The sequence below is a fragment of the Pseudomonas artemisiae genome, assembly GCF_057128685.1.
The window spans coordinates 416,211-438,719 of record NZ_JBSKHS010000001.1 but is presented as its reverse complement, the minus strand read 5'-3'; the positions used below and the strand labels follow the sequence as shown (position 1 = coordinate 438,719).

21 protein-coding genes are annotated in these 22,509 nt (G+C 61.7%); 7 read left to right on the top strand and 14 right to left on the bottom strand.

What is annotated here, in order from left to right:
* Entirely contained in the window at positions 1-1,374 is a 1,374-nt protein-coding gene (locus ACWKV4_RS02030; RefSeq protein WP_483830456.1) for a hypothetical protein, read from the bottom strand.
* A gap of 240 nt (positions 1,375-1,614) precedes the next feature.
* On the opposite strand from ACWKV4_RS02030, the gene otnK reads away from it, so the two are divergent.
* Together otnK and otnC are read left to right on the top strand one after the other, a co-directional pair.
* On the top strand, positions 1,615-2,904 hold the full coding sequence (otnK, locus tag ACWKV4_RS02025) for a 3-oxo-tetronate kinase (RefSeq protein ID WP_483830455.1): 1,290 nt from the start codon (positions 1,615-1,617) through the stop codon (positions 2,902-2,904).
* On the top strand, positions 2,901-3,539 hold the full coding sequence (gene otnC, locus ACWKV4_RS02020) for a 3-oxo-tetronate 4-phosphate decarboxylase (RefSeq protein ID WP_483830454.1): 639 nt from the start codon (positions 2,901-2,903) through the stop codon (positions 3,537-3,539). Before otnK ends, otnC begins: the two co-directional genes overlap by 4 nt.
* A 62-nt stretch (positions 3,540-3,601) precedes the next feature.
* Here otnC and ACWKV4_RS02015 read toward each other — a convergent pair whose 3' ends face one another.
* The 9 genes from ACWKV4_RS02015 to ACWKV4_RS01975 form a co-directional block, all read right to left on the bottom strand.
* Positions 3,602-4,420 carry an ABC transporter permease gene (locus tag ACWKV4_RS02015; protein ID WP_483830453.1) on the bottom strand — a complete coding sequence of 273 codons (819 nt, stop codon included), beginning with the start codon at positions 4,418-4,420 and terminating at the stop codon, positions 3,602-3,604.
* A 1-nt stretch (position 4,421) separates the two neighbouring features.
* Complete coding sequence (locus ACWKV4_RS02010; protein ID WP_483830452.1) at positions 4,422-5,276, bottom strand: ABC transporter permease; 855 nt, start codon at positions 5,274-5,276, stop codon at positions 4,422-4,424.
* A gap of 75 nt (positions 5,277-5,351) precedes the next feature.
* A complete protein-coding gene (locus tag ACWKV4_RS02005) occupies positions 5,352-6,380 on the bottom strand; it encodes an ABC transporter substrate-binding protein (protein WP_483830451.1) in 1,029 nt (342 codons plus the stop codon).
* 191 nt (positions 6,381-6,571) lie between these two features.
* Positions 6,572-7,504: a 2-hydroxyacid dehydrogenase gene (locus ACWKV4_RS02000; RefSeq protein WP_483830450.1), complete on the bottom strand. Its 933-nt coding sequence runs from the start codon at positions 7,502-7,504 to the stop codon at positions 6,572-6,574.
* Entirely contained in the window at positions 7,501-7,962 is a 462-nt protein-coding gene (locus tag ACWKV4_RS01995) for a type II 3-dehydroquinate dehydratase (protein ID WP_483830449.1), read from the bottom strand. The genes ACWKV4_RS02000 and ACWKV4_RS01995 overlap by 4 nt, the downstream gene beginning before the upstream one ends.
* Positions 7,963-7,977: 15 nt before the next feature.
* Positions 7,978-8,595, bottom strand: coding sequence for a glutathione S-transferase (locus tag ACWKV4_RS01990; protein ID WP_483830448.1), 618 nt, complete (start codon positions 8,593-8,595; stop codon positions 7,978-7,980).
* Positions 8,596-8,640: 45 nt separating this feature from the next.
* Positions 8,641-9,633 (bottom strand): NAD(P)H-quinone oxidoreductase, encoded by a 993-nt coding sequence (locus ACWKV4_RS01985; protein ID WP_483830447.1) that lies wholly within the window; start codon positions 9,631-9,633, stop codon positions 8,641-8,643.
* 12 nt (positions 9,634-9,645) lie between these two features.
* Entirely contained in the window at positions 9,646-10,806 is a 1,161-nt protein-coding gene (locus ACWKV4_RS01980) for an ABC transporter ATP-binding protein (RefSeq protein ID WP_483830446.1), read from the bottom strand.
* 182 nt (positions 10,807-10,988) lie between these two features.
* A complete protein-coding gene (locus ACWKV4_RS01975) occupies positions 10,989-12,239 on the bottom strand; it encodes a flavin-containing monooxygenase (protein WP_483830445.1) in 1,251 nt (416 codons plus the stop codon).
* Between the two features lie 327 nt (positions 12,240-12,566).
* On the opposite strand from ACWKV4_RS01975, the gene ACWKV4_RS01970 reads away from it, so the two are divergent.
* The 5 genes from ACWKV4_RS01970 (at position 12,567) to ACWKV4_RS01950 (ending at position 17,901) form a co-directional block, all read left to right on the top strand.
* Complete coding sequence (locus tag ACWKV4_RS01970; protein WP_483830444.1) at positions 12,567-13,541, top strand: LysR family transcriptional regulator; 975 nt, start codon at positions 12,567-12,569, stop codon at positions 13,539-13,541.
* Positions 13,542-13,822: 281 nt separating this feature from the next.
* Positions 13,823-15,346, top strand: a complete 1,524-nt coding sequence (locus ACWKV4_RS01965) for an amino acid ABC transporter permease/ATP-binding protein (RefSeq protein WP_483830571.1) — start codon at positions 13,823-13,825, stop codon at positions 15,344-15,346.
* Positions 15,347-15,379: 33 nt separating this feature from the next.
* Positions 15,380-16,252, top strand: coding sequence for a phytanoyl-CoA dioxygenase family protein (locus tag ACWKV4_RS01960; protein WP_483830443.1), 873 nt, complete (start codon positions 15,380-15,382; stop codon positions 16,250-16,252).
* A 27-nt stretch (positions 16,253-16,279) separates the two neighbouring features.
* Positions 16,280-17,113: an ABC transporter substrate-binding protein gene (locus ACWKV4_RS01955; RefSeq protein ID WP_483830442.1), complete on the top strand. Its 834-nt coding sequence runs from the start codon at positions 16,280-16,282 to the stop codon at positions 17,111-17,113.
* Between the two features lie 56 nt (positions 17,114-17,169).
* Positions 17,170-17,901, top strand: a complete 732-nt coding sequence (locus ACWKV4_RS01950; protein WP_483830441.1) for a class II aldolase and adducin N-terminal domain-containing protein — start codon at positions 17,170-17,172, stop codon at positions 17,899-17,901.
* Positions 17,902-18,992: 1,091 nt separating this feature from the next.
* Here the strand turns inward: ACWKV4_RS01950 and ACWKV4_RS01945 are convergent.
* The 4 genes from ACWKV4_RS01945 to exaC all read right to left on the bottom strand — a co-directional run bounded on the left by ACWKV4_RS01945 (position 18,993) and on the right by exaC (position 22,473).
* Positions 18,993-19,145, bottom strand: a complete 153-nt coding sequence (locus ACWKV4_RS01945; protein WP_483830440.1) for a hypothetical protein — start codon at positions 19,143-19,145, stop codon at positions 18,993-18,995.
* Between the two features lie 249 nt (positions 19,146-19,394).
* A complete protein-coding gene (ppa, locus tag ACWKV4_RS01940) occupies positions 19,395-19,919 on the bottom strand; it encodes an inorganic diphosphatase (protein WP_483830439.1) in 525 nt (174 codons plus the stop codon).
* 152 nt (positions 19,920-20,071) lie between these two features.
* Positions 20,072-20,719 carry a DedA family protein gene (locus ACWKV4_RS01935; protein WP_483830438.1) on the bottom strand — a complete coding sequence of 216 codons (648 nt, stop codon included), beginning with the start codon at positions 20,717-20,719 and terminating at the stop codon, positions 20,072-20,074.
* A 233-nt stretch (positions 20,720-20,952) separates the two neighbouring features.
* Positions 20,953-22,473 carry an acetaldehyde dehydrogenase ExaC gene (gene exaC / locus ACWKV4_RS01930; protein WP_483830437.1) on the bottom strand — a complete coding sequence of 507 codons (1,521 nt, stop codon included), beginning with the start codon at positions 22,471-22,473 and terminating at the stop codon, positions 20,953-20,955.
* Positions 22,474-22,509: the final 36 nt, after the last annotated feature.

The following is a 22,509-nucleotide window of genomic DNA, read 5'->3' as shown; positions in this document are numbered from 1 at the left end:
TCAGCGGCCAGTCACACCCTCGGCCCAGGCCGTGGCCAGGTCGGCGTCGTAGTGCTCCAGGTCTTCCAAGCGCAGCAGCTCGCCCGCGGCGATCGCCCGTTTGGTCGTAGCGTGGGCCGCCAGGTACAGCGGCGCTACGTTCGCCGGTGCCTCGCTGCCTTTGAGCAACACAGCCTGTACGCCGGTTACGTCGTGGTGATGGCCGCCCATGGCAAGCACGGTGCCTGCGGGGATATCCACCGTGGTACGGCCTGCGAGCACCGTGCACTGGGTCGGTGTGGCACTGCCCGAAGCACGCCCATGTAATACCGCATTGAGCAGGCTGATGGGGGTTTCCACGCCCATGAAGTGGTACGGCAGGTAGAGGCAGGCATAGCGGCGGTTGCGGCTTACTACATGGCCTTTCTGTGCCAGCAGCTCCCAGGTTGGGGCGTCGTGGGTACGCACTATCACGAACACGCCGCCAGCAAAGCTGGCTTCGTCTGGCAGGCGCAACACGTTGAAGACTTCGATCACGCCGCTGTTGTGCAGCACGCCACCGTCCTCGCGCAGGGCGTAGATATCCGCCAGCTCCGCGGTGCGCGCGATGGGGTAGTGCAGCAGCTCAATATCAGGCACCAAGCCGGTATTGGTGGCGACCACGGACATTTCGCAGTAATCGGCCGTGGCGCTGGTTTTCAGGCCATTGAGGGCCGCTCGACGCGCTTGAAGGGTGGCTTGCAGGTCATCGCCCAATTCCAACAGGCCGGCCATGGCCGGTGCGTCGATGGTGTGATCCAGCTGGGTAATGGTGCCCCTGCGTGGGTCGAACACCAAGTCGTATTCGCTGGACTTGCCCGCGGCAACGATCTCCAGGCCCAGGGTGCGGGCCCAACTGACCCAACCGATCAGGTTGGCGGGCTGGTCGCCGTCGGCGGTGGTGTAAACCACCTTGTGCTTGGCGGCCAGGCGCGACAGGGAAATGCCTGCGACCGAGTCCACCTCCTTGCTGACCATGGCCACGTGCCGGCCTTCTTCCAAGGCAAGCCGTGCCACGCGATGGCCGATGGCGGGGTTGCCTGTGGCTTCTACCAGAATGTCGTAACGCTCCGCCGCCAAGAGGTTAACGTCGGCAATCAGTACAATGGCGTCCTCGGGGGCCTGGGTCACGGCTTCGGCATCCTGGCACTCCACCAGTTGCTCGGCGCTATAGCCCAGTTCCAGGCACAACGCGCGCAGGCCAGCGACGTCCAGGTCACAGAGGATGGCCGGGAAGAGCTTGGGCATCAGCCGGGTTTGGGCAAGGAGGGTGCGAGAGAAGCCCCCTTTGGCACCGGTCAGCGCGTAACGGACCGTAGTGTCCGCCTGATCGGCGAACAGCAGTTCGAAGTTCATGATAGTCCTCACATAGCTTTTGTTCTGGCCCCAGGTCACTCAGCTGGCGATCGGGTGGCGGTGGCCTACCTTAGTGAGCTATTAACAAATAAGTCAAATAATTTCACACTGATTCACAGATTGGTTTAGGATTCTGTGCATTAATCGACTACCGGTCCAAGCGGAGCGGTGGCGTATGTTAGATTTTGTGAATCCGCTGGTAGCCTTGGTTACCCGCCTGATAGCGCTTTTGGAGACCCCATGATCCCTGCTCGTCGCCCGCTGCTGGGGTGTATCGCTGACGATTTCACCGGCGCTACTGACCTGGCCAACATTCTGGTGCGCAATGGCATGCGAACCGTGCAAACCATCGGCATTCCTGATGCCGCCACTGCCAGCGACCTGAGCGCGGACGCCATCGTGGTAGCGCTCAAATCCCGCACCATCGCTCCCGCCGAGGCCGTGCGTGAGTCTTTGGCCGCGCTGGCGTGGCTCAAGGCCCAAGGCTGCGAGCAGTTTTTCTTCAAGTACTGCTCTACCTTCGACTCCACGCCCGCAGGCAACATTGGCCCGGTAACCGAAGCACTGCAGGCTGAATTGGGCGCGGGGCTTACCATCGCCTGCCCGGCGTTTCCCGAGGCGGGCCGCACGTTGTTCCGTGGCCATCTGTTTGTTAACGACGGTCTGTTGAGCGAATCGGGCATGGAGCATCATCCGCTCACCCCTATGACCGACGCCAACCTGGTGCGCGTGCTGCAACGCCAAACCCAGGGCAAGGTAGGCCTGTTGCGCTACGACCACGTGGCCGCCGGCCCTAAAGCCGCCAAGGCGCGGTTGGCCGCGCTGCGCCAAGAAGGTGTAGCGATTGCCATCGCCGATGCTGTGTCCGACAAAGATCTGCAAACCCTGGGCGCTGCCTGTGCCGATTTGCCCTTGATCACGGGTGGCTCCGGCGTGGCCCAAGGGTTGCCCGGTAACTTCCGCCAACGCGGGCTGCTGGCTGACGTGGATGCCTCTACCGTACCGGTGATCGAGGGCCCTGCGGTGGTGCTGGCCGGGAGTGCGTCCCGCGCCACCAATGGCCAGGTCGCTGCCTGGCTTGAGGCCGGGCGGCCAGGTTACCGGGTGGACCCTCTGCAACTGGCCAAGGGCGAATCGGTAGTGGAGCAGGCCTTGGCCTTCGCCGACCGAGATGAACCGGTACTGATTTACGCCACCAGCGACCCGGCCACGGTCAAGGCCGTGCAGGCCGAATTGGGCGTGGAGCGCGCTGGCGCCCTGGTCGAAGACGCCCTGGCTACCCTTGCTAAGGCACTGTACCAGCGCGGCACCCGCCGTTTCGTGGTAGCGGGGGGCGAAACCTCCGGGGCCGTCGTGCAAGCCTTGGGCATTACCGCCCTGCGCATTGGCGGGCAAATCGACCCAGGCGTCCCGGTCACCGCAGCCTTCGGCCAGGGTGAGCCGCTGGGCCTAACCCTCAAATCGGGCAACTTCGGTAGCCCGGACTTCTTTAGCAAAGCCCTGCGTCGCCTTTCAGGAGAGTGGACATGAGCCGTGAAGCCTCCCTACGCGAGGAAATCTGCACCGTCGGCCATAGCCTGTACGGCCGCGGCTACACCGTGGGCAGTGCCGGTAACATCAGCGCCCGGCTCGACGACGGCTGGCTGATCACCCCCACCGACGCCTGCCTTGGTCGGCTGGACCCAGCCGCCATCGCCAAGGTAAACCAGGCAGGTGAATGGGTATCCGGGGATAAGCCCTCCAAAACCCTGGCCCTGCACCGCCAAGTGTATGACCGTAACCCCAGCGTGGGCGGCGTGGTGCATACCCACTCCACCCACCTGGTCGCCCTCACCCTGGCCGGCGTATGGCAAGAAAACGACATTCTCCCTCCGCTCACGCCTTACCAAGTCATGAAGGTAGGGCACATTCCCCTGATCGGCTACCAGCGCCCCGGCTCCCCTCTGGTAGCCCAACGAGTGGCCGAGCTGGCCAACGCGGTACGCGGTGTGATGCTTGAGCGGCTAGGCCCGGTAGTGTGGGAACGCTCTGTAAGCAAGGCCAGCTATGCGCTGGAAGAGCTGGAAGAAACCGCCCGCCTTTGGCTCATGACCCAACCCCGCCCTGAGCCGCTGAGCCAGGCGGTGTTGGATGAATTGAATGAGGTATTTGGGGCGGGGTGGTAGGGCCATAAACTCAAGGTGAACCTGATCCCGTTAGGGTCCAGAACAGGGTTGCCCAGCGCCGATCAGCGCGCCCCTTCTACATTCAATACCCGGCTCAGCCCGAGGAACCGATTGGCCAGGCTCAGCAAGCTGGCGGTGGCGGCGATATAGATCACCGACAGCGCGGCCAGCGTAGGGTCTGCGAATTCGCGCACATAGTTGTACATGGCCACCGGCAAGGTTTGGGTGGCCTGGGTCGTCACAAACAGCGAGGCGGTGAACTCATTGAAGGAAAGAATAGCGGCAAATAGCCAGCCACCGAAAAGGCCTGGCATCATCAGGGGGATGGTGATGGTCCATACCACCCGCAAGGGGGAAGCCCCAAGGCTTGCAGCCGCCAGCTCGATCCGCTGTTCCAGGTTGTGCAGCGACACGTACAGGCTGCGCAGCACAAAAGGCAGCACCAGCACGATGTGGCAGAAAACCACCAGCGCATAGCCCCGGCCAAGGTTCAGCTGCGCAACCATCATCAGCAAGCCCAGGCCAATGGTGAAATGCGGAATGAACAGCGGTGACAGCAGTACCCCTTCCAGCAGGCGTTTGCAGCGAAACGCGTAGCGGTGGATCGCAATAGCCAAGGCGGTACCTATCATCACTGCCAGGGTCGAGGCCCAGGCGGTCACTACCAGCCCGGCGTAGAAGCCCTTGCGAAAGTCGGTGTAGTTCAGCGCCCGTTCGAACCAGCGCAGCGACCAGCCCTTCGGCGGGAAAAACAACACCGAGGTGCTGCTGAACGAAGCAATGATCACCACCAGGGTGGGCAGCAGCACGAACAGCAGGATCAAGGCCACCAGTAGCTGCCCCGCATGGCCGAGCCATTTATCGCGAGTCGAACGAGTCATGTCAGTGGCCTCCAACGTTATGCAGGGGACGGGTTATGCGCTTGAGCGCGGCCAGCAGCATCACGGTCAGCACCAGCCCGGCGATGCTCAGCGCGGCGGCGAAGGGGAAGTTCAGGGAGGAAAACCCCAGCTGATACACCAGTGTCGCCACGGTACTCACCTTGCCGCCGCCAATAAGCTGGGGCGTGGCGAAGGCACTGAACGTCCAGGCAAAGGCTGTGGTCACGCTGGCCACGATACCCGGCAGTGACAGTGGCAGGGTCACGGTCAGAAAGGCACGGATCGGCCCCGCGCCCAGGCTGGTGGCGGCCTTTTCATAGGCCGGGTCGATGTGGGAAAGGCCGGTGGCAAGCATCAGTACCATGATGGGCATGGTCACATGCACCAGCGCCAGCACCACGCCGGTTTGGGTGAACATCAGTTGCAAGGGCTTATCGATGACGCCCATGGCCAGTAGCAGGCTGTTAAGAAAGCCACTGCTGCCCAGCACGATGATCCACGAATAGGTACGCACCACTTCGCCAAGAAACAGCGGGGTGATCGCAATGATCAAAATGGCCGACTTCAACCAGCCCGTGCGTGCGCGTACCAGTGCATAGGCCAGCGGGTAGCTCAGCAGCAGGCCGAGCAGGGCGGTCTTGACACTCAGCGACACGGTCGTGAGGAAGGCCTCGGCATACAGGCTTTTGAACAGCCCCTGGAAGTTGTCCAGGGTAAAGCCGCCCACGTCCAGCGAACCGGGGATAAAGGCCCGCACGCTGTACTGGAGCACGGTCAGCAGGGCAATCATCAGGCCCAGCGCTGTTACAGCCGAGGGCAGCACGAACCATAGGACAAACGCAGGTTTCCGAGTCACGGGTGATTCCACCGGGAGGGCCGGGGCCGGCCATTACAAAAAGGCGCTCATCCGCTAGCGAGCGCCGGCCTCAGGTTAATGAGCCATGATGTTTTCCGAGAACCACTTGCGCCAGTCAGCGGTTTTCTCCGCCCGCAGCTTGGGGTCGATATTCAAGGTTGCGTCCCACTGGGCGGCGGTAGTGAGCATGCCTGGCAACGTGGCGATTTCCGGGTCCACGTGCGCATTGGTCACCACAGGGCTGCCGTGGTTGATCTTGGCGATCTGGGCCTGCACGTCGGGGGAGAGGGCTAGGTTCATGAACGTGTAGGCAAGCTCGGCATGTTTGCTGCCCTTGTTGATGCCCATGGCGTCCACACCTAGTACAGCGCCTTCCTTGGGAATGGCCAGCTTGATGTCCACGCCTTCTTCGATCATGTGATAGGCATTCATGGACAGCATGACCTGCACTGGCGTCTCGCCCGTGGCGATCAACTGCTGGCTGTTGGCATCGTTGGTGTAGAAGGACTTGATGTTGGGCACCAGCGCCTTGAGCTTGTCCTGGCCTTTTTCCCAATGCTCGGCATCACTGCCGGAAAGCTTGGCTGACACCGCGATGATATGGCTGGGGTCCCAGTCCGGCAGGGCCAGGGTGCCTTTGAGTTCCGGTTTCCAGAGGTCCTGCCAGCTGTCGAAGGTTTCGCCCTTGGGTACCAGGTCCGGGCGGTAGCCGATGGTGTACACATAACCCCAGACGCCCAAGTGGGCAGGGCTGAGCTTGGCTTGCTTAACCAGGTTCACGGCGTTGGGCAGCTTGGCCAGGTCAAGGGTTTCGAACAGCCCGTCGTTGGCATACAGCCAGCCCACGTGTGAGGTGGTGAAGGTCAGGTCGGTTTCCGCGGTACCGGCCAGCTTGGCCTTGTTGAGGCGGTCGAGGGTGCCGCCGGTTACATACTCCACCTCTACACCGGTTTGCTTGGTGAACTCCTTACCAATGGCTTCGTCGATCAGGTCCTTGAAGCTGCCGCCCCAGGTGCTGACGATCAGCTTGTCGGCGGCGTTGACATCGGCCGTTGCGAGCAGGCTCGCGGCCAACAGGGTCAAGGCAAAGGCATTGCGCGGCATCTTCTGTTCCTTCTGGCTGATCTGAAAAAAAAGGGGCGTGATCGCTGCAAGTAGTGGGCCTTGGCGGGTTCAGGTACGCGGGCCATGATGGAGCGAGGCAGTCGGCTCGGTAAAACAGGCTTTGCCACGGCTGTGCATCGGAATTTCCGATGCAGGCCGGGCGCAAGCCTTGGCGGCGTTTCGAGGGTGGCTCAGTAACCTCGGGCTGGGTCTACCTGATGCAATACCGGCTCGCCCCGCGCCAGGCGCTGGATGTTGTCAGCGACCTGCCGCGCCGCCGTGGAGGGTATGGCCACCGACGCCAGGTGCGGCGTGATCAGTACGTTTTCCAATGCCCATAGCGGATCCTCCGGAGGCAGCGGTTCGCGGTCGAATACGTCCAGGGTCGCTTCGCTGATCTGCCCGTTGGCAAGCGCCGCCGTCAGTGCCTGTTGGTCGACTATCGCGCCTCGGGATACGTTGATAAAACAGCTGCCCTTGGGCAGCAGTGCCAGGCGCTCGGCGTTGAGTAGGCCTCGGGTCTCCGGGGTCAATGGCAGCATCACCACCAGGATGTCGCTGCTCGCGAGAAATACATCGAGGCTGTCCATGCCATTTACACAAGCCACGTTGCTCAGCTGTTTTTGCGAGCGTGACCAGCCGCGCACATCAAAGCCCTGGCGGGCCAGTTCACTTGCCGCGTACGAGCCCAGTTCACCCAGCCCCAATACGCCCACGCGGATGCTGGCGGGCAAGCGTGGGTGCAGGTAATGCCAGCGTCGGTCTCGCTGGGCGCGCTCGAAGGCGGGAATGTCTCGGGCGTAGCGCAATACTGCAAACAGCACGTAGCTGGCCATCATGCGGCCCATGTCAGGGTCGGACACACGGGTAATAGGCACTGGCGGCAGGTCGTCGCGCCCGACCAGGGCATCCACCCCGGCCCCCAGGTTCACCAACAGCCGCAGATTGCCGAACCGGTCGAAGAAACCTTGGGGCGGTTGCCATGCCAGCACATAGTGCACGGTATTTGGGTCGACTACGTCCTGCGCCTGGCAGATGTCCACACCGGGAAGCAACGGCGCCAAGAGCGCGCGCCAGTCATCGAAGCTGTCGTGCTGGCTGTAGAACACCAAGGTCGAAGTCATTGGGTGGCCTCGGTGGGTGCTGCTTCCAGAAGCTCTGCCACGGCGCTGATCGCCAGCCGATAGCCCATCGCGCCGAGCCCGGCGATTACCCCGGTAGCCGCCTTGGACACGTAGGAGTGATGGCGAAAGGGCTCGCGCTTCCAGATATTGCTCATATGCACCTCGATAACAGGCCCTTTGAAGGCGAGCAGCGCATCGAGAATGGGCACCGAGCTATAGGTGAGGCCAGCCGCGTTAATGATCACCGCCTCGGCCTGCAGGCGTGCCTCCTGAATCCAGTCCACCAGCACGCCTTCGTGGTTGCTCTGGCGGAACTCAAGGTCCAGCCCAAGGCTAGCGGCGTGGCGCAGGCAGCCGGCTTCGATGCTGGCAAAGCTCTCGCTGCCGTAGGTGCCGTTGGTGTCTAGCCCGTAAAGGTTGGCGTTGGGGCCATTGAGAAAGTAGACGGTACGTGGCATGGCTGACTCCAGAGGTCACTCGAAAGGCCGGGTTGCGACCATGGCGGGGTGCTGGTCGAACGCGTCGAACCACGCGGCTGTGGCGGGGTGGTTGGCGCGCCAGGCCAAATGGTCGAAGCGAAAATCCAGGTAGCCCAGGGCGCAGCCAAGGGTGATCAGGCCAATGTCGTCCGGCGCGGTGCCGTAGTGCGCAACCTCCGCCTCAATCTGCGCCAGGGCAGCCTCGATCTTGGTCAACTGCCCGCGGCTCCAGTCATCCCACTGTTTTTCCGCCGGGCGGGCCGCGATTTCATAGCGGGCCAGCAAGGCGGCGTCGAGTAAGCCGTCGCCCAAGGCCTGGCGGACCAGGCTGGCCCAGCGTTGCTCGCCCTGGGGAAACAGCGAACCACCGGCGTGCTGGTCGAGGTATTCGCAGATCACGCGGCTGTCGTACAGTGCCAGGCCCCCCGGGGTTTGCAGGGCAGGCACCTTGGCCAGTGGGTTGAAGCTGGCGATGCGCTCGTCACGTTTAACGGGGTGGGCGGCCGAGCTGAGCTTTTCTATCTGCTCGGCCAGGCCAAGGCAGTGGGCGACGACCATGACCTTGCGTACATAGGGGGAGGTTGGGGCGTAATACAGTTTGAAGGTTGGCACTGTCCTGTTCCTCGATACGTGGCTGAATAAGCGTAGCCTGTGGCGCTAGGGTATTAGCAGCACCTTGCCTAGGTTGGCGTTGCTTTCTAGCAGGCGGTGTGCTTGGGCGGCCTCGCTCAGTGGAAGGCGTGCATGAATCAACGGCCGCACCTGCCCTGACGCCAACCATGGCAGCAGGTGTTCACCCATAGCAGCCGCCAGGCGGGCTTTCTCTTCGGCGCTTTTGGGCCGCAAGGTAGAAGACGTAAGGCTCAAGCCTTTACGCATCAGCAGTTGCAGGTCCAGCTCGATCTTTGCGCCCTGCAGGAACGACAGGCTCACGTGCCGGCCGCCAGCGGCCATGGCTTCGAGGTTGCGCGCCACGTAAGGGCCGCCCACATTGTCCAGCACCACATCCACGCCTCGCCCTTCGGTGCAGTCAGCGATCACTTGAACGAAGTCCTGCCGATGGCGGTCGACGGCGCGCCACACCCCAAGCGCTTCCAGCAGGGCGATCTTCTGCGCGCCGCCAGCTGTGGCGATAACCCGTGCCCCGGCGGCATGGGCGCATTGTACGGCGAGGCTGCCGACACCGCTGGCCGCGCCATGGATCAACACACTATCGCCGGGCCTCAGCCGCCCCAGCTCGAAGAGGTTGTGCCACACCGTAAAGGCCGCTTCAGGTACACCGGCGGCCTCTTCCAGCGAGAGCCTGGCGGGCACCGGCAGGCAATGGCCGGCTGGGGCGAGGCAATACTGGGCATAGCCACCGCCATTAAGCAGGGCCATAACCTGATCGCCTACAGCAAATGCAGCCACCCCGTGGCCTACGGCGACTACGGTGCCGGCAGCTTCCAGGCCCAGCACGTCGGTGACGCCTGGCGGGATGGGCATGCCGGCGCGCTGCATCAGGTCCGGGCGATTGACCCCGGCGGCGGCCACACGAATCAGCACTTCGCCGGCCTGGGGTTGTGGCATCGGGCGCTCTACGCGCTCCAATACGTCGGGCCCGCCTGGCGCGCGTGCGATCACGGCACTGATGGTCTTTGGAATGGGCATAGGGCGTTTGGCTCAAAGAGTGGATGGAGCTTTGGCGGCGAAAGCGCACAGGCCCTCGCTGTCGAAGCGCAGGCCGGCCACTGCACCTATGGGCCAGTGGGTAAGGGCGCCCAGCCCGGACTGGCGGACGAACAACCGGTGCTGGCCCAGGGTGGGCACGTCCAAGTGAATATCCACGTGGTCCCCCTGGAACACATGGGTGACCACAGTGGCGCTTAGCAGCGTGTCCGGGCCCAATGCCTCTAGGCGGATATTCTCGGGGCGCACATAGACATCCAGCCGTGCGCCAACCTCGGCATAGACCCGGTCGGCAGGCAGTCGAAGGGCACTGTCGCCCACGGCCACGGTGGCCAGCTCGTCGCGGCTCAGGTAGCGACCCGGAAGGATGTTCACGTCGCCCACGAAACTGGCCACGAAGCGGTCCTGTGGGTGGCGATAGATCGCGTCCGGGGTGCCCACTTGGTGAACATGGCCCGCGGACATTACCACCACCCGGTCACTCATGCTCAAGGCCTCGCTTTGGTCATGGGTCACGAACACAGTAGTCACCCCTAGCTTGCGCTGGATATCCTTGAGCTCGATCTGCATCGACAGCCGCAGGTTCTTGTCCAGCGCCGAAAACGGCTCGTCCAGCAGTAGCACCTTGGGGCGGATCACCAAGGCCCGGGCCAGGGCTACCCGTTGTTGCTGGCCGCCGGAGAGTTCGCGCGGCTTGCGTTCGCCATAGCCTTGCAGTTTCACCAGCGCCAGGGCCTGCTCCACCCGCTGGGCAATCTCGGCCTTGGGCGCGCCGCGCATGCGCAGGCCATAGCCCACGTTCTTTGCCACGCTCATGTGCGGGAACAGCGCATAATTCTGGAAGACAATGCCGATTTCCCGCTGGTAGGGCGGGGTTTCGGTGACCAGCTGGCCGTCGATAAAGATCTCGCCGTTGTCGGCAGCGGCAAAGCCGGCCATCAGGTTAAGCAGGGTGGTCTTGCCGCAGCCAGAAGGCCCCAGCAGGGTGACGAATTCCCCTTCTTCAATCTTCAGCGACACCTCATGCAAGGCGATTGAGCCTCCGAAGCGCTTGAGCACCCGGTCCAGCCGCACGGCGATATTCGGCCTGGGCGCAGCAGCCGTGGGGGTGGCAGCGGGCGTCGTTTCAGGCATCTTGGTTTGTGCGGTCGCCATGGCGGGCTCCGGTAGCAAGGGGCAGGGGTTCAGGTGTCGGTCCAGTCGCCCCACGCACGTCCTTTGAATAATGAGTGGATCGAGCTTCACACCGCCCTGGCTCAGGCGAAACCAGCATTTGGGCGAGGTAGTGATTAGGAAAAGCCGAAGCCCGAGGCCGGCAGGTGTGCAGGGCTGATTGCTCAGGATTTTTCGTAAGCCATGTACTCATTCTGCAGAACGATGTGGTCGGCAATGTATTTGGCGTCGTGCCACACCCCATAGATAAAGGAGGAAGCGCGATTGACCAGGTTCGGCAGGCCCAGGAAGTACACGCCACTTTCAGCGCAGATGCCGCGCTTATGGAAGGGCTCGCCCTTGTCGTCGAAGGCATTGACCTTCAGCCAGCTGAAGTCGAACTTGAAGCCTGTGGCCCACAGTATGGTCGTGATGCCGGCCTTCTCCAGGTCCAGGCTCAGGATCGGCTGGGTCAGGCACTCAGGGTCAGGCAACAGCTCCCAGGCCCGCGGCTCGGGTTCAAAGGGCAGGCCGTTCTGCTCGATGTAGGCATCTGCGTCGCGCAGCACATCGAAATAGGCCCGGTCCCCCTCGGCCACGTTGGCCGCAAGGCCTGGCTCGAACGCCATCACCTGGCCGTCGAAGGCCTTGGTCAGCCCCACCAGGGTGATGCCCTGGTGAGCGAGGCGGCGAAAGTCTACCGTTTTGCCGCCTTCATAGCCGCTTACCGCGAACGCCACGTGCTTTTTCTTGGGAGTAATGCGCACCTCGTCCCACAGGCCCAGCGCGCCCAGCCACCAGCAGTAGTCACGGCCGCGATAGGCGCGGGGAGGGCGATAGTGTTCCCCCACCGAGAGATAGACAGCCTTGCCAGCCTTTTGCAGTTCCTCGGCGATCTGCGAACCTGAAGCACCTGCCCCCACTACCAGCACCGCGCCTTCGGCCAACTGACTGGGGTTTTTGTAGGCGCTTGAATGAAGCTGCTCCACTTTTGTGTGTTCGGGAACAATCTTGGGCACCGCTGGGCGCTGAAACGGCCCTGTAGCCGACACTACATTGGACGCCTCGATCACGCCCTGGGACGTGGTAACCGTAAAGCCCGGGCGGCCCTGGTTGCGCTCTACCTTGAGTACGTCCACGCCGGTGCGAATCGGCGCTTCCAACATCGCGGCATAGGTTTCAAAGTAGTCCGCCATGCGCTCTTTGGGAGGGAAGGCTTCCGGTGAGATCCCGGTGAATTTCAGGCCAGGAAAGCGATCGTGCCAGGCCGGGCCGTTGGCCACCAGGGAATCCCAGCGCTCCGACCGCCAGCGCTCGGCAATCCGGCTGCGTTCCAGCACAACATGCGGCACCTTCATAAGTGAAAGGTGCTCGCTCATCGCTATACCCGCCTGGCCCGCGCCGACCACCACGGTGTTGATTTTTTCCACTGACATATGCGTTTCCTAGAGATAGTCGACCTTTAGCGGGTCGCCGATGGCTTGCAGCGGCGGCACCTCGAGAAGGCACAGAAGCCTTGCAGGGTTGCATTGAGCTACGGCGTCAGTGTGAGCAAGCGCAGGGCCTATAGGAATTCTGCTTTTTGAACGTAGAGCTTAGGAAAAACCGAACCCGGCCTTGGCACTGAGACTGGCCCGCGGTTGCAGGACGCAGCTGAAGGGACATACGAGCGACCCGGCATGAACCGTGCAAAGTGGTTGCATAAAACGGGCGCGATTGTAGCCATCGTGGCTCGCCGACCCTTTCAAGCTGTGGAGGGCGTGATGCTCAGTCGTATTACTCAACGCCAACTGGAATACTTTGTCGCCTCCGGGGAAGCCGGGAGTATCAGTGCCGCGTCGGAACGCATTCACGTGTCGTCGCCATCGATTTCCGCGGCAATCACCCACATGGAAGCGGAGCTGGGTATCCAGTTGTTCATTCGCCACCACGCCCAAGGGGTGTCACTGACCGCGGTCGGCCGCCAGGTATTGCACGAGGCCAGGCTCATTCTTGAGCAGATGAGCAACCTCTATACGATTGCCTCGGAGTCATTGAACACTGTCCGCGGGCCGCTGCGGGTGGGTTGCCTGCACTCGCTTGCGCCCATGATTACCCCTGAGCTGGTGTTCGGCTTCGGTAGGGCCTTCCCGGGTGTACGCATTACCCAGGTAGAAGGCGACCATGAGCAATTGCTGGAGAAACTGCGCAGTGCTGAGATTGATATCGCCCTGACCTACGACTTGGCGGCCAGCGACGACATTGACTTCCAACCGCTGGCCAAGCTTCCCCCCTACGTCATGGTTGGGGATTACCACCCCCTGGCCAACCTGCCGGCTGTCACCGTGCAAGACCTCGAAGCGCACGCCATGGTGCTGCTGGACATCCCTTGGAGCCGCGAATACTTCCTGAGCCTGTTTCTCCATGCCGGCATCACCCCCAACATCGTGATGCGGTCGAGCAACCTGGAAACGGTGCGAGCCCTGGTGGGCAATGGCATCGGCTATACCATCGCCAATGCACGGCCCAAGGCCAACTTGTCCCAGGACGGCAAGCGCTTGATCCGCATCCGCCTGGCCGGCGGGCTGCACCCGCTGCAACTTGGCTATGCCACAGCCACCAACGCACAGCTGTCGCGGGTAGTGGCGGCATTTACCGAGCGCTGCCGCATGTTTGTGTCCGACCAGTACATACCCGGCATGGCGGCGCCAAGCTTCTTCGACCCGCACGCGGTACGGGCAACCGTTGATGTGGGATAGCTAGCGTGATCCGCGCGCACCGGGACAAGGCGCTGGTCAACCCTTGCGCCAGTGGACGCCCCAACGCGGTGCACAGGCTCGCCGAGCAGGACGGCCAGTGGGTAAGTTGCACAAAAAACCTCATAACGCTGCATCGGTTCTACCTATTCACTGCTCCGGTTAATCCTAATTGACCCCAGGTGCCTGCCTCCGCGAACCTCGTTTAAACGGTGCACACCGTGATGCGCGTTTACGTGGGGCGCCAGGTTGCACATCCAGATTTTTACGTTGAGCGTGGCGCAATGACATTCGACTGGAATTACCTGTTTGGCTTGCTGTGGGATACGGAGTTCTGGCGAGCGACGCTGACCGTGATCAAGCTCAGCTTTGTGACATGGGTGATCAGTATCGGGCTGGGCTTCTTTGTAGCCTTGGCCAAGCAGTCGAAACGGCCGCTGCTGAGCGCGCCGGCACGGGCTTATATCTGGCTGTTCCGCAGCCTGCCGCTGCTGGTGCTGTTGATTTTCGTCTACAACATTCCTCAGGCGTTTCCTTCTGCGTCGGTAGTGCTCGGGGACCCCTTCTGGGCGGGGCTGCTGGCCATGGTGCTGTGCGAAACCGCCTATGTCGCCGAGATTCATCGCGGTGGCCTGCTGTCGATCCACAAAGGCCAGGCTGAGGCGGCAAGAGCGCTGGGGCTGAAGTTTCTCGGCACCCAGTGGCGGGTGGTCATCCCCCAGGCGCTCAGGGTGGCCCTGCCTGCGTTGGCCAACGAATACATCTCCATCGTCAAGCTCAGTTCGCTGGTATCGGTCATCTCGCTGACCGAGATCCTTATGGTGGGGCAACGGCTGTATTCGCAGAATTTCCTGGTGATGGAGACCATGGCCGGCGTTGCGTTCTATTACGTGCTGATCGTGACTGTGTTCGATTTCCTGTTAAAACGCTTGGAGCGCTTCTTGGACGTGAACCAGCGCAATGTTTCGCGGGTACCCGATGCCCAGGTACTGGCCCTGGCAACACAGGAACGCGTTTTGGTGCAGCGCGTGGCAAGCACCGAACCACAGGCCCCGGCCCTGCAGGCTACCCGGCTGCACAAGGCCTATAACAACGTGGAGGTGCTGGGCGCGGTCAGCCTGCAAATCCAGCCAGGCGAGGTGGTGTCTGTGATCGGCCCATCCGGCTCGGGCAAGACCACGCTTATCCGTCTGCTCAACGGCTTGGAGCAGATCGACAACGGCAACATCCAGATCAATGGCCAGCCATTCATCCACCTGCACAAGCAGGGCGCGCAAAAGCCGCAATACGTCGAGCACGCCGAACACCGTCTGAACATCGGCATGGTGTTCCAGAGCTTCAATCTGTTCCCCCACCTGACGGTGCTGGACAACCTGCTAATGGCGCCGCGCTACCACCGCCTGGACCGCCTGGACGCGCTCAAGCAGCAAGCTTACGCGCTGCTTCACAAGGTAGGGATGCTTGATCACGCCTGGAAGTACCCGCACCAGCTGTCCGGCGGCCAGCAACAACGGGTGGCCATTGCTCGGGCCTTGATGATGCGTCCACAGATCATGCTCTTCGATGAACCCACCTCGGCGCTGGACCCGGAGAAGGTCAACGAAGTGTTGCAGGTCATCGAGGCCTTGGCCCAGGACGGCATCACCATGGTGATCGTTACCCATGAGATGAACTTCGCTTTCAAGGTATCGGACCGGATCGTCTTTATGGAGAAGGGGCGCGTGGTCTGCGATGACAAGCCCCAGGTGCTGCGCAGCGGCCATAACTCACGCGTCGAAGCATTTCTCAAGGATGTGTCCCTGGCGTGACCCTTTATCGTTCAAATTCCAAGAGGCATGCACATGATTGAGCAATGGCAGGTTGAGCAATTTCATCGCGATGGGTTTCTGGTAGTAGAGGGTGTGCTGGAGGCCGATGAGGTGGTCGCCCTGCAGCATGACTTCGATCAGTGGGTGGCCGAGAGCCGCAGCCACGACCAAGGCTGGGGTGAAACCCTCGATGGCCGCGCGCGCTTCGATGTGGAGCGCGACCACCGTGCCGATCACCCTTCGCTGCGGCGGGTAAGCTCACCCACCGAGATCTCGCCGGCTTACCAGCGGGTAGCATTGCAGTCATCCATGGCAGCTATCGCGGCGCGGCTGATTGGTGGCGGTGGTACGCGCTTTCATCACAGCAAGGTCAACTCCAAGCTGCCCCACACCGCCACCCAAGTGAAGTGGCACCAGGATTTTCTGTTCACGCCTCACAGCAACGACGACATTGTCACCGCCTTGCTGATGGTAAGCGAGGTAACACCAGAGAACGGCCCGCTGACGGTGATCCCCGGCAGCCACAAGGGCCCGTTGTGGTCGCACTGGCATGACGGGCGCTTTACCGGCGCCGTGGACGAGCAGGTCGTGGCCCAGCACTGCCAGGCGCCGGTAGCCTGTTTCGGCCCGGCAGGGGCGGTGTGCTTTATGCATACGCGCTTGCTACATGCCTCAAGCCCAAACGAGACCGAACTGCCGCGCACCCTGTTCATCGGCGTCTATGCCGCTGAAGACGCGTTGCCATTCGGCGAAAACCCTTTGCCCAGCGAGCACGCCGGCCTACTGGTGGCCGGTGAAGAAAGTGGCCTGGTGCGTTCCACGGCCAACCAGATGCGCCTGCCGCAGAAGCCCCGTGGTGCCTCTTTTTTTGTGCAACAAGCCGGGCACGACCAAGCCACTGCCTAACTTCTTTCAACCTTGCGGGAATTTACCATGACAGCGTTGCACACGATCGTTCGCCCTATCGCCCTGAGCCTGGTGGGCACCGCAGTGGCCATGGCCTCAATGGCCGCCTCGGCTTTCCAGCAGGACGGCAAGATCATCGCCGGTTCCGACGTTACCTTTTTCCCCTATGAGTACATGGATAACAACAAGCCGGCCGGCTTTGATATCGAGTTCCTCGATGGCTTGGGCAAGGTCATGGGGCGCAAGGTAGAAACCGTGGACACGCGCTTCCCTAACCTGATCACCGGCTTGCAGGGCGGGCGCTTCGACGTTACTAACTCGTCCATGTACATCACCGCCGAGCGCGTGAAGGTTATCGACATGATCCCGTACCTCAAGAGCGGGGAATCAATCCTGGCGCTCAAGGGGGCTGAGTTCCAGCCCAAGCGCCCGGAGGATTTCTGCGGTCACAAGGTCGGTTCCATGGCGGCGACCTCCTGGCTGCAACAGATGCACAAGCTGTCGGACGAATACTGCGTGAAGAACGGCCAACAGCCCATCGCCATCAGCGAATACAGCACCGACCCGCAGACCACCCAGGCACTGCTGGCCCACGCCGTTGAAGCGCAGATTACCGACGCGGCCGTGGCCCGTGGGGTGATCGACAAGCTCGGCGGCCGGGTGGTGATCTCTTCCGACACCCTGATCTACCCGGTACTCAACGGTTGGGGCGTGAAGAAGGGCAATGACCAGGTCAAGAGCGCACTGGTGGATGCACTGGACAAATACCGCGCCACGCCGGAGTACACCGCGCTGCTGGAGAAGTACCACTTCCAGGCGCCGACCGCCGACGACATCGCCACCCTGATGCCTAAACCCTGACCCTAGAAACGTGCGTGCCGCACCCTGGTGCGACCACGCACGGCGGAGAAAGCCCCATGGCGTTATCTATCGAAGAACAGGCCCGCATCGACCTGGCGGCGACGTTTCGCATTATCGCCCACCTGGATATGCACGAGGCTGTGGCCAACCATTTCAGTGCCGCGGTATCAGCCGACGGCAAGCGGTTTCTGATCAACCCCAAATGGAAACACTTTTCTCGCATTCGGGCCAGTGACCTGTTGCTGCTGGACGCTGACGACCCCAGCGGTGCCGACCACCCGGACGTGGACCCGACCGCCTGGTCCATCCACGGGCAGATCCACCGGCGCCTGCCCCAGGCCCGCGCAGTGCTGCACCTGCACCCGGTAAATACCACGGCGGTGGCCTGCCTGGCCAACCCTCAGGTGCCGCCCATTGACCAGAACACCGCGCGCTACTTCAATCGCGTGGCAGTGGATGAACTCTACGGGGGCATGGCCGATACCGAGGCTGAAGGGGAGCGCCTGGCTGGGCTGCTGGGCGACAAGCGCCGCCTGCTGATGGGTAACCACGGGGTGATGGTGATCGCCCCCAACATCGGCGAAGCCTTCGATGACATCTGGACGCTGGAGCGTGCCTGCCAGATTCTCGTTACAGCGTGGTCTACTGGCCAGCCGTTGAGGGTGCTGTCTGACGAGGTGGCTGAAAAGACCGCCCAAGGCTGGGAGAAGATCGCGGACTTCTCCCGGCGGCATTTCGAGGAAATGAAAGCGCTGATGATTGAGGCTGACCCGTCCGTGCTGGATTAAGCCCGCACGCGGCCTCGGTCTCAGTGGGCCAGCAATATGCCTTGGTCTACTTGGCGGATGTCGGTTCTGCCACAGAAGGCCATGGAGAGGTCCAGTTCGTTGCGGATTAGCAGAGAACGCTTGAAAGACGCCGGGAGCGGTATAGCGGGGGAATTAGGCTGGACGCGCCCTTCGCAGGAGGACGGGGCCGTTACTCCTTCTACGCTGACACCCGAAGACTGGTAGATGAGCTGGTGCGAAAATTATGCGCTGCTGAATACAATTTCAAGCCAGGTAGCGATATTTCAGACGATTGCCGCTTAACCTGAGCCTTCATCCAGTGCTCAAGCGGATGCCGTCTGGGCCGTCGCCGTTTTGCGTGGCATTCCTACGCGCTAGAGCATAGACCGAAACAAATCGTTTCTTAGGACAGGAGGCGGGTCTCTAGAGCAGCGTCTAGATCCGTGCTTGAGTGCGGACCAAGGTGTGGGTCGCAGGTGGTATTTTGCATCAAGCCCACATTGTGCGTGGCCTACAGGCATTAAAAAGCCGGCTTGTGGCCGGCTTCTCGTCGACGAGTTTGGCTTATTTTTGGTAAGCCGTGCCCATCTGCAAAAGGGAGGGTGTTGCGCTGGGGCAACGGGCGGGCTGACGGGTAGCTTGCTCGCCGGGCGCGGGCTAGAGCCTGTGCCGAGGGCGCACAGGATAGCGGCGGATGACGGGGTTGGGTAGGGGGATTTGGCGAAGGCGCAACGTTATTACGCGATTATGTGTAGGCGCTGGCGACAGCCTGCGAATCGGCCACCGCGCAAGCCTGGTCGTAACAACGCGGTAGGCGCCTGTAGGTGCGAGCGTAAGCTCGCGAACATAGGGTACAGGGGGGCCAGTGATGTCCTGTTCACCAGCTGTGCTGGCTTTTATCAAAAACAAATTAACCCTCTGATTTTAAAGGAATAAAATCACGTCATTTCAACCCGGTCTACGCCCGGCTTCCGAGCCTTGCGCCCCCGTTCGCCAGCTTCGCTGGCTCCACAGGCTGACCTGCGCACCTATCCAACGTCATACACCTGTTTGCTGCGCGACAGCGGGGCGCCTTGGCGGCGGGACGGCTCCTACAGCAGACAGGTGCCGCCGTAGATACCGCCTTCGTCCTTGTCGCGCAAACAGAGCCACACCACCCGTAGCAGCCGGCCTTGGCCGCGACTAGGTTCGACACCGTAGTGCGGCCAGTCGCGAGCAACCTCGGCTGCTACGCGGGTACACACGTGCCTCTCATCAAACAAAACTTAACCCTTTGATTTTAAAGGACCAAGATCACGGCACTTCAACCCGGTCTACGCCCAGCTTCCGAGCCTTGCGCCCCCATTCGCCAGCTTCGCTGGCTCCTACAGGTTGACCTGCGCACCTGTCCAACGTCATACACCTATTTGCTGCGTGACGGCTCCCACAGTAATTGCACCTGCCCATAAAAAACCCCAGCACAGGGCTGGGGTTTCTATCACAGTACCGCTCGCTTACTTGTAAGCAGCCACGGCCTTGGTGATTTCGGCGCGGGCGGCGTCGGCGTTGCCCCAGTCCTTGAGTTTTACCCACTTGCCCGGTTCCAGGGCCTTGTAGTTCTCGAAGAAGTGCTGGATCTGCTGCAACAGCAGGGGTGGCAGGTCGGTGTATTCTTTGACGTCTTTGTACAGCGCGCTCAGCTTGTCGTGAGGCACGGCTAGTACCTTGGCGTCGCCGCCGCCTTCGTCGTCCATCATCAGCACGCCAACCGGGCGGGCGCGGATCACCGAACCAGGCACCACGGGGTATGGGGTCACTACCAGCACGTCCAGCGGGTCACCGTCGTCGGCCAGGGTATTGGGGATGTAGCCATAGTTGGCCGGGTAGAACATCGGGGTGGCCACAAAGCGGTCAACGAAGAGCGCGTCGCTGTCTTTGTCGACTTCGTACTTGATCGGCGCATGGTTGGCCGGGATCTCGATAACGACGTGAATGTCGTTCGGCAGGTCCTTGCCGGCTGGGATCTTGCTGTAGCTCATCGATAGTGCTCCCTTAACAGTCGGATCGTTAGGCCAATGTTTGGCAAAGTGGCGGGATTATAGGCCTATCCCGAATCAGGCGTCACGCTAGGACCACCGTCCGGCTCTGCGGTTGCACGCCCAGGCTCAAACCGCGCATGGGCCTGCTCTACTTAGTGGGTAGACCCCTTGCTACCGGTGCGGGCGCGTATCACGCCCATGACCATCGGCACGAAGGACAGCGCTACGATCACCAGCACCAACAACGTGAGGTTGTGCTTGATAAAGGGCACATTGCCGAAGAAGTGACCCAGGGTGGTCAGGCTACCGACCCAGGCCACGCTACCGACCACGCTAAAGGCTAAAAAGCGTGGGTAAGGCATGTGCGCCACGCCGGCAACGAAAGGGGCGAAGGTGCGAATGATCGGCAAAAAGCGCGCAAGGGTCACGGTTTTGCCGCCGTGGTGATCGTAGAAGGCGCGGGTGCGGTCCAGATAGTCTCGGCGGAAGATCTTGGAATGGGGGTTGGCGAAGAGTTTTTCGCCGAGGGTGCGGCCCACGATGTAGTTGGTGGTGTCCCCCAGGATCGCCGCGGCCATCAGCAAGCCTACCAGCAGCAGAGGGTCCATCGCGCCACCGGCGGCCACGGCACCGGCAATGAATAGCAGCGAGTCTCCCGGCAGGAAAGGCATCACCACCAGGCCGGTTTCACAGAAAATCACTGCGAACAGGATCAGATAGACCCACCCGCCGTATTGGGTTACCAACTGGTTCAAGTAAACGTCCAGGTGGAGAATGAGGTCCAGCGGGTTTAAGTCCATGTACGTCTGCCTGCGCGCCGAGACGGCGAAAAAGCGGGCAGTATACGGGGCTGGGCACGCCAGTGACAGGCGGCGGTCTGGGCGGGCCACGCTGGCACCTATCGCCTGTAGGCGTGAGCGCAAGCTCGCGAAGAGACGGCACAGGCAACCAAGGAACGTACCCTTCGCCAGCTCGGCTGGCTCTTACAGATAATGACCAAAACGCTATCTATGCAGTATGCACAGGCCTGGCGTTAGAAGAACCCTAGCGGATTAATGTCATAACTCACCAACAGGTTTTTAGTCTGCTGATAGTGGTCGAGCATCATCTTGTGGGTTTCCCGGCCCACGCCAGACTTCTTGTATCCGCCGAAGGCCGCGTGGGCTGGGTACAGGTGGTAGCAGTTGGTCCACACCCGGCCTGCCTTGATGCCGCGGCCCATGCGGTAGGCGCGGTTGATGTCGCGGGTCCACACCCCGGCGCCCAGGCCGAACTCGGTGTCATTGGCGATGGCCAGGGCTTCGGCCTCATCCTTGAACGTGGTCACGCTGACGACTGGGCCAAAGATCTCCTCCTGGAACACCCGCATGCGGTTGTTGCCCTTGAGCAGGGTAGGCTGGATGTAATAGCCGGTGGCCAAATCCCCCTCGAGTTTTTCCACCTGCCCGCCGCTGAGTAACTCGGCGCCTTCATCCTTGGCGATTTGCAGGTAGGAGAGGATTTTGTCGAACTGCTGCTGGGAGGCTTGGGCGCCAACCATGGTTTCGGTGTCCAGCGGATCGCCACGTTTGATCTGTTGCACTTTCTTCATGATTTCTTGCATGAAGCTGCCGTAGATCGATTCCTGTACCAGCACGCGGGAGGGGCAGGTGCATACCTCGCCCTGGTTGAAGAACGCCAGCACCACCCCTTCGGCGGCTTTTTCGATAAAGGCCGGCTCGGCCTGCATGATGTCTTCGAAGAAAATATTCGGTGACTTGCCGCCCAACTCCACGGTGCTGGGAATGATGTTCTCCGCCGCGCACTTCATGATGTGGGAGCCCACGGGCGTGGAGCCAGTGAAGGCGATCTTGGCGATGCGCTTGCTGGTGGCCAGGGCTTCACCGGCTTCGCGGCCATAGCCTTGCACCACGTTGAGCACGCCAGGCGGCAACAGGTCACCGATAAGCTCCATCAGCACCGTAATCCCCAGTGGGGTCTGCTCGGCGGGCTTGAGCACAATGCAGTTGCCGGCGGCCAGCGCCGGGGCGAGTTTCCAGGCGGCCATCAGAAGGGGGAAGTTCCAGGGGATGATCTGCCCCACCACGCCCAGTGGTTCATGGATGTGATAGGCCACGGTATTACCGTCGATTTCCGCGGCACTGCCCTCCTGGGCGCGCAGGGCCCCGGCGAAGTAACGGAAGTGATCCGCCGCCAGGGGGATGTCAGCGTTCAGGGTTTCACGAATGGCTTTGCCGTTGTCCCAGGTTTCAGTGATGGCCAGCAGTTCAAGGTTCTGCTCGATACGGTCGGCGATTTTCAGCAGTACCAGCGAGCGGGCCTGGACCGAGGTGCGGCCCCAGTCCTCGGCGGCGGCATGGGCAGCGTCCAGGGCCTTTTCGATGTCTTCGGCACCGGAGCGGGGAAAGTCTGCGATGGCTTGCCCGTTTACGGGGGAGGTAGTGGTGAAGTATTGGCCCTTCACTGGCTCCACGAAGCGGCCGCCGATGTAGTTGCCGTAGCGTTCCTTATAGGAAACGGTCGCGCCTTCGGTGCCGGGGTGTGCATATCGCATGGGAGGTCTCCAGGGTCTTATTGTTGGAAGCGAGCA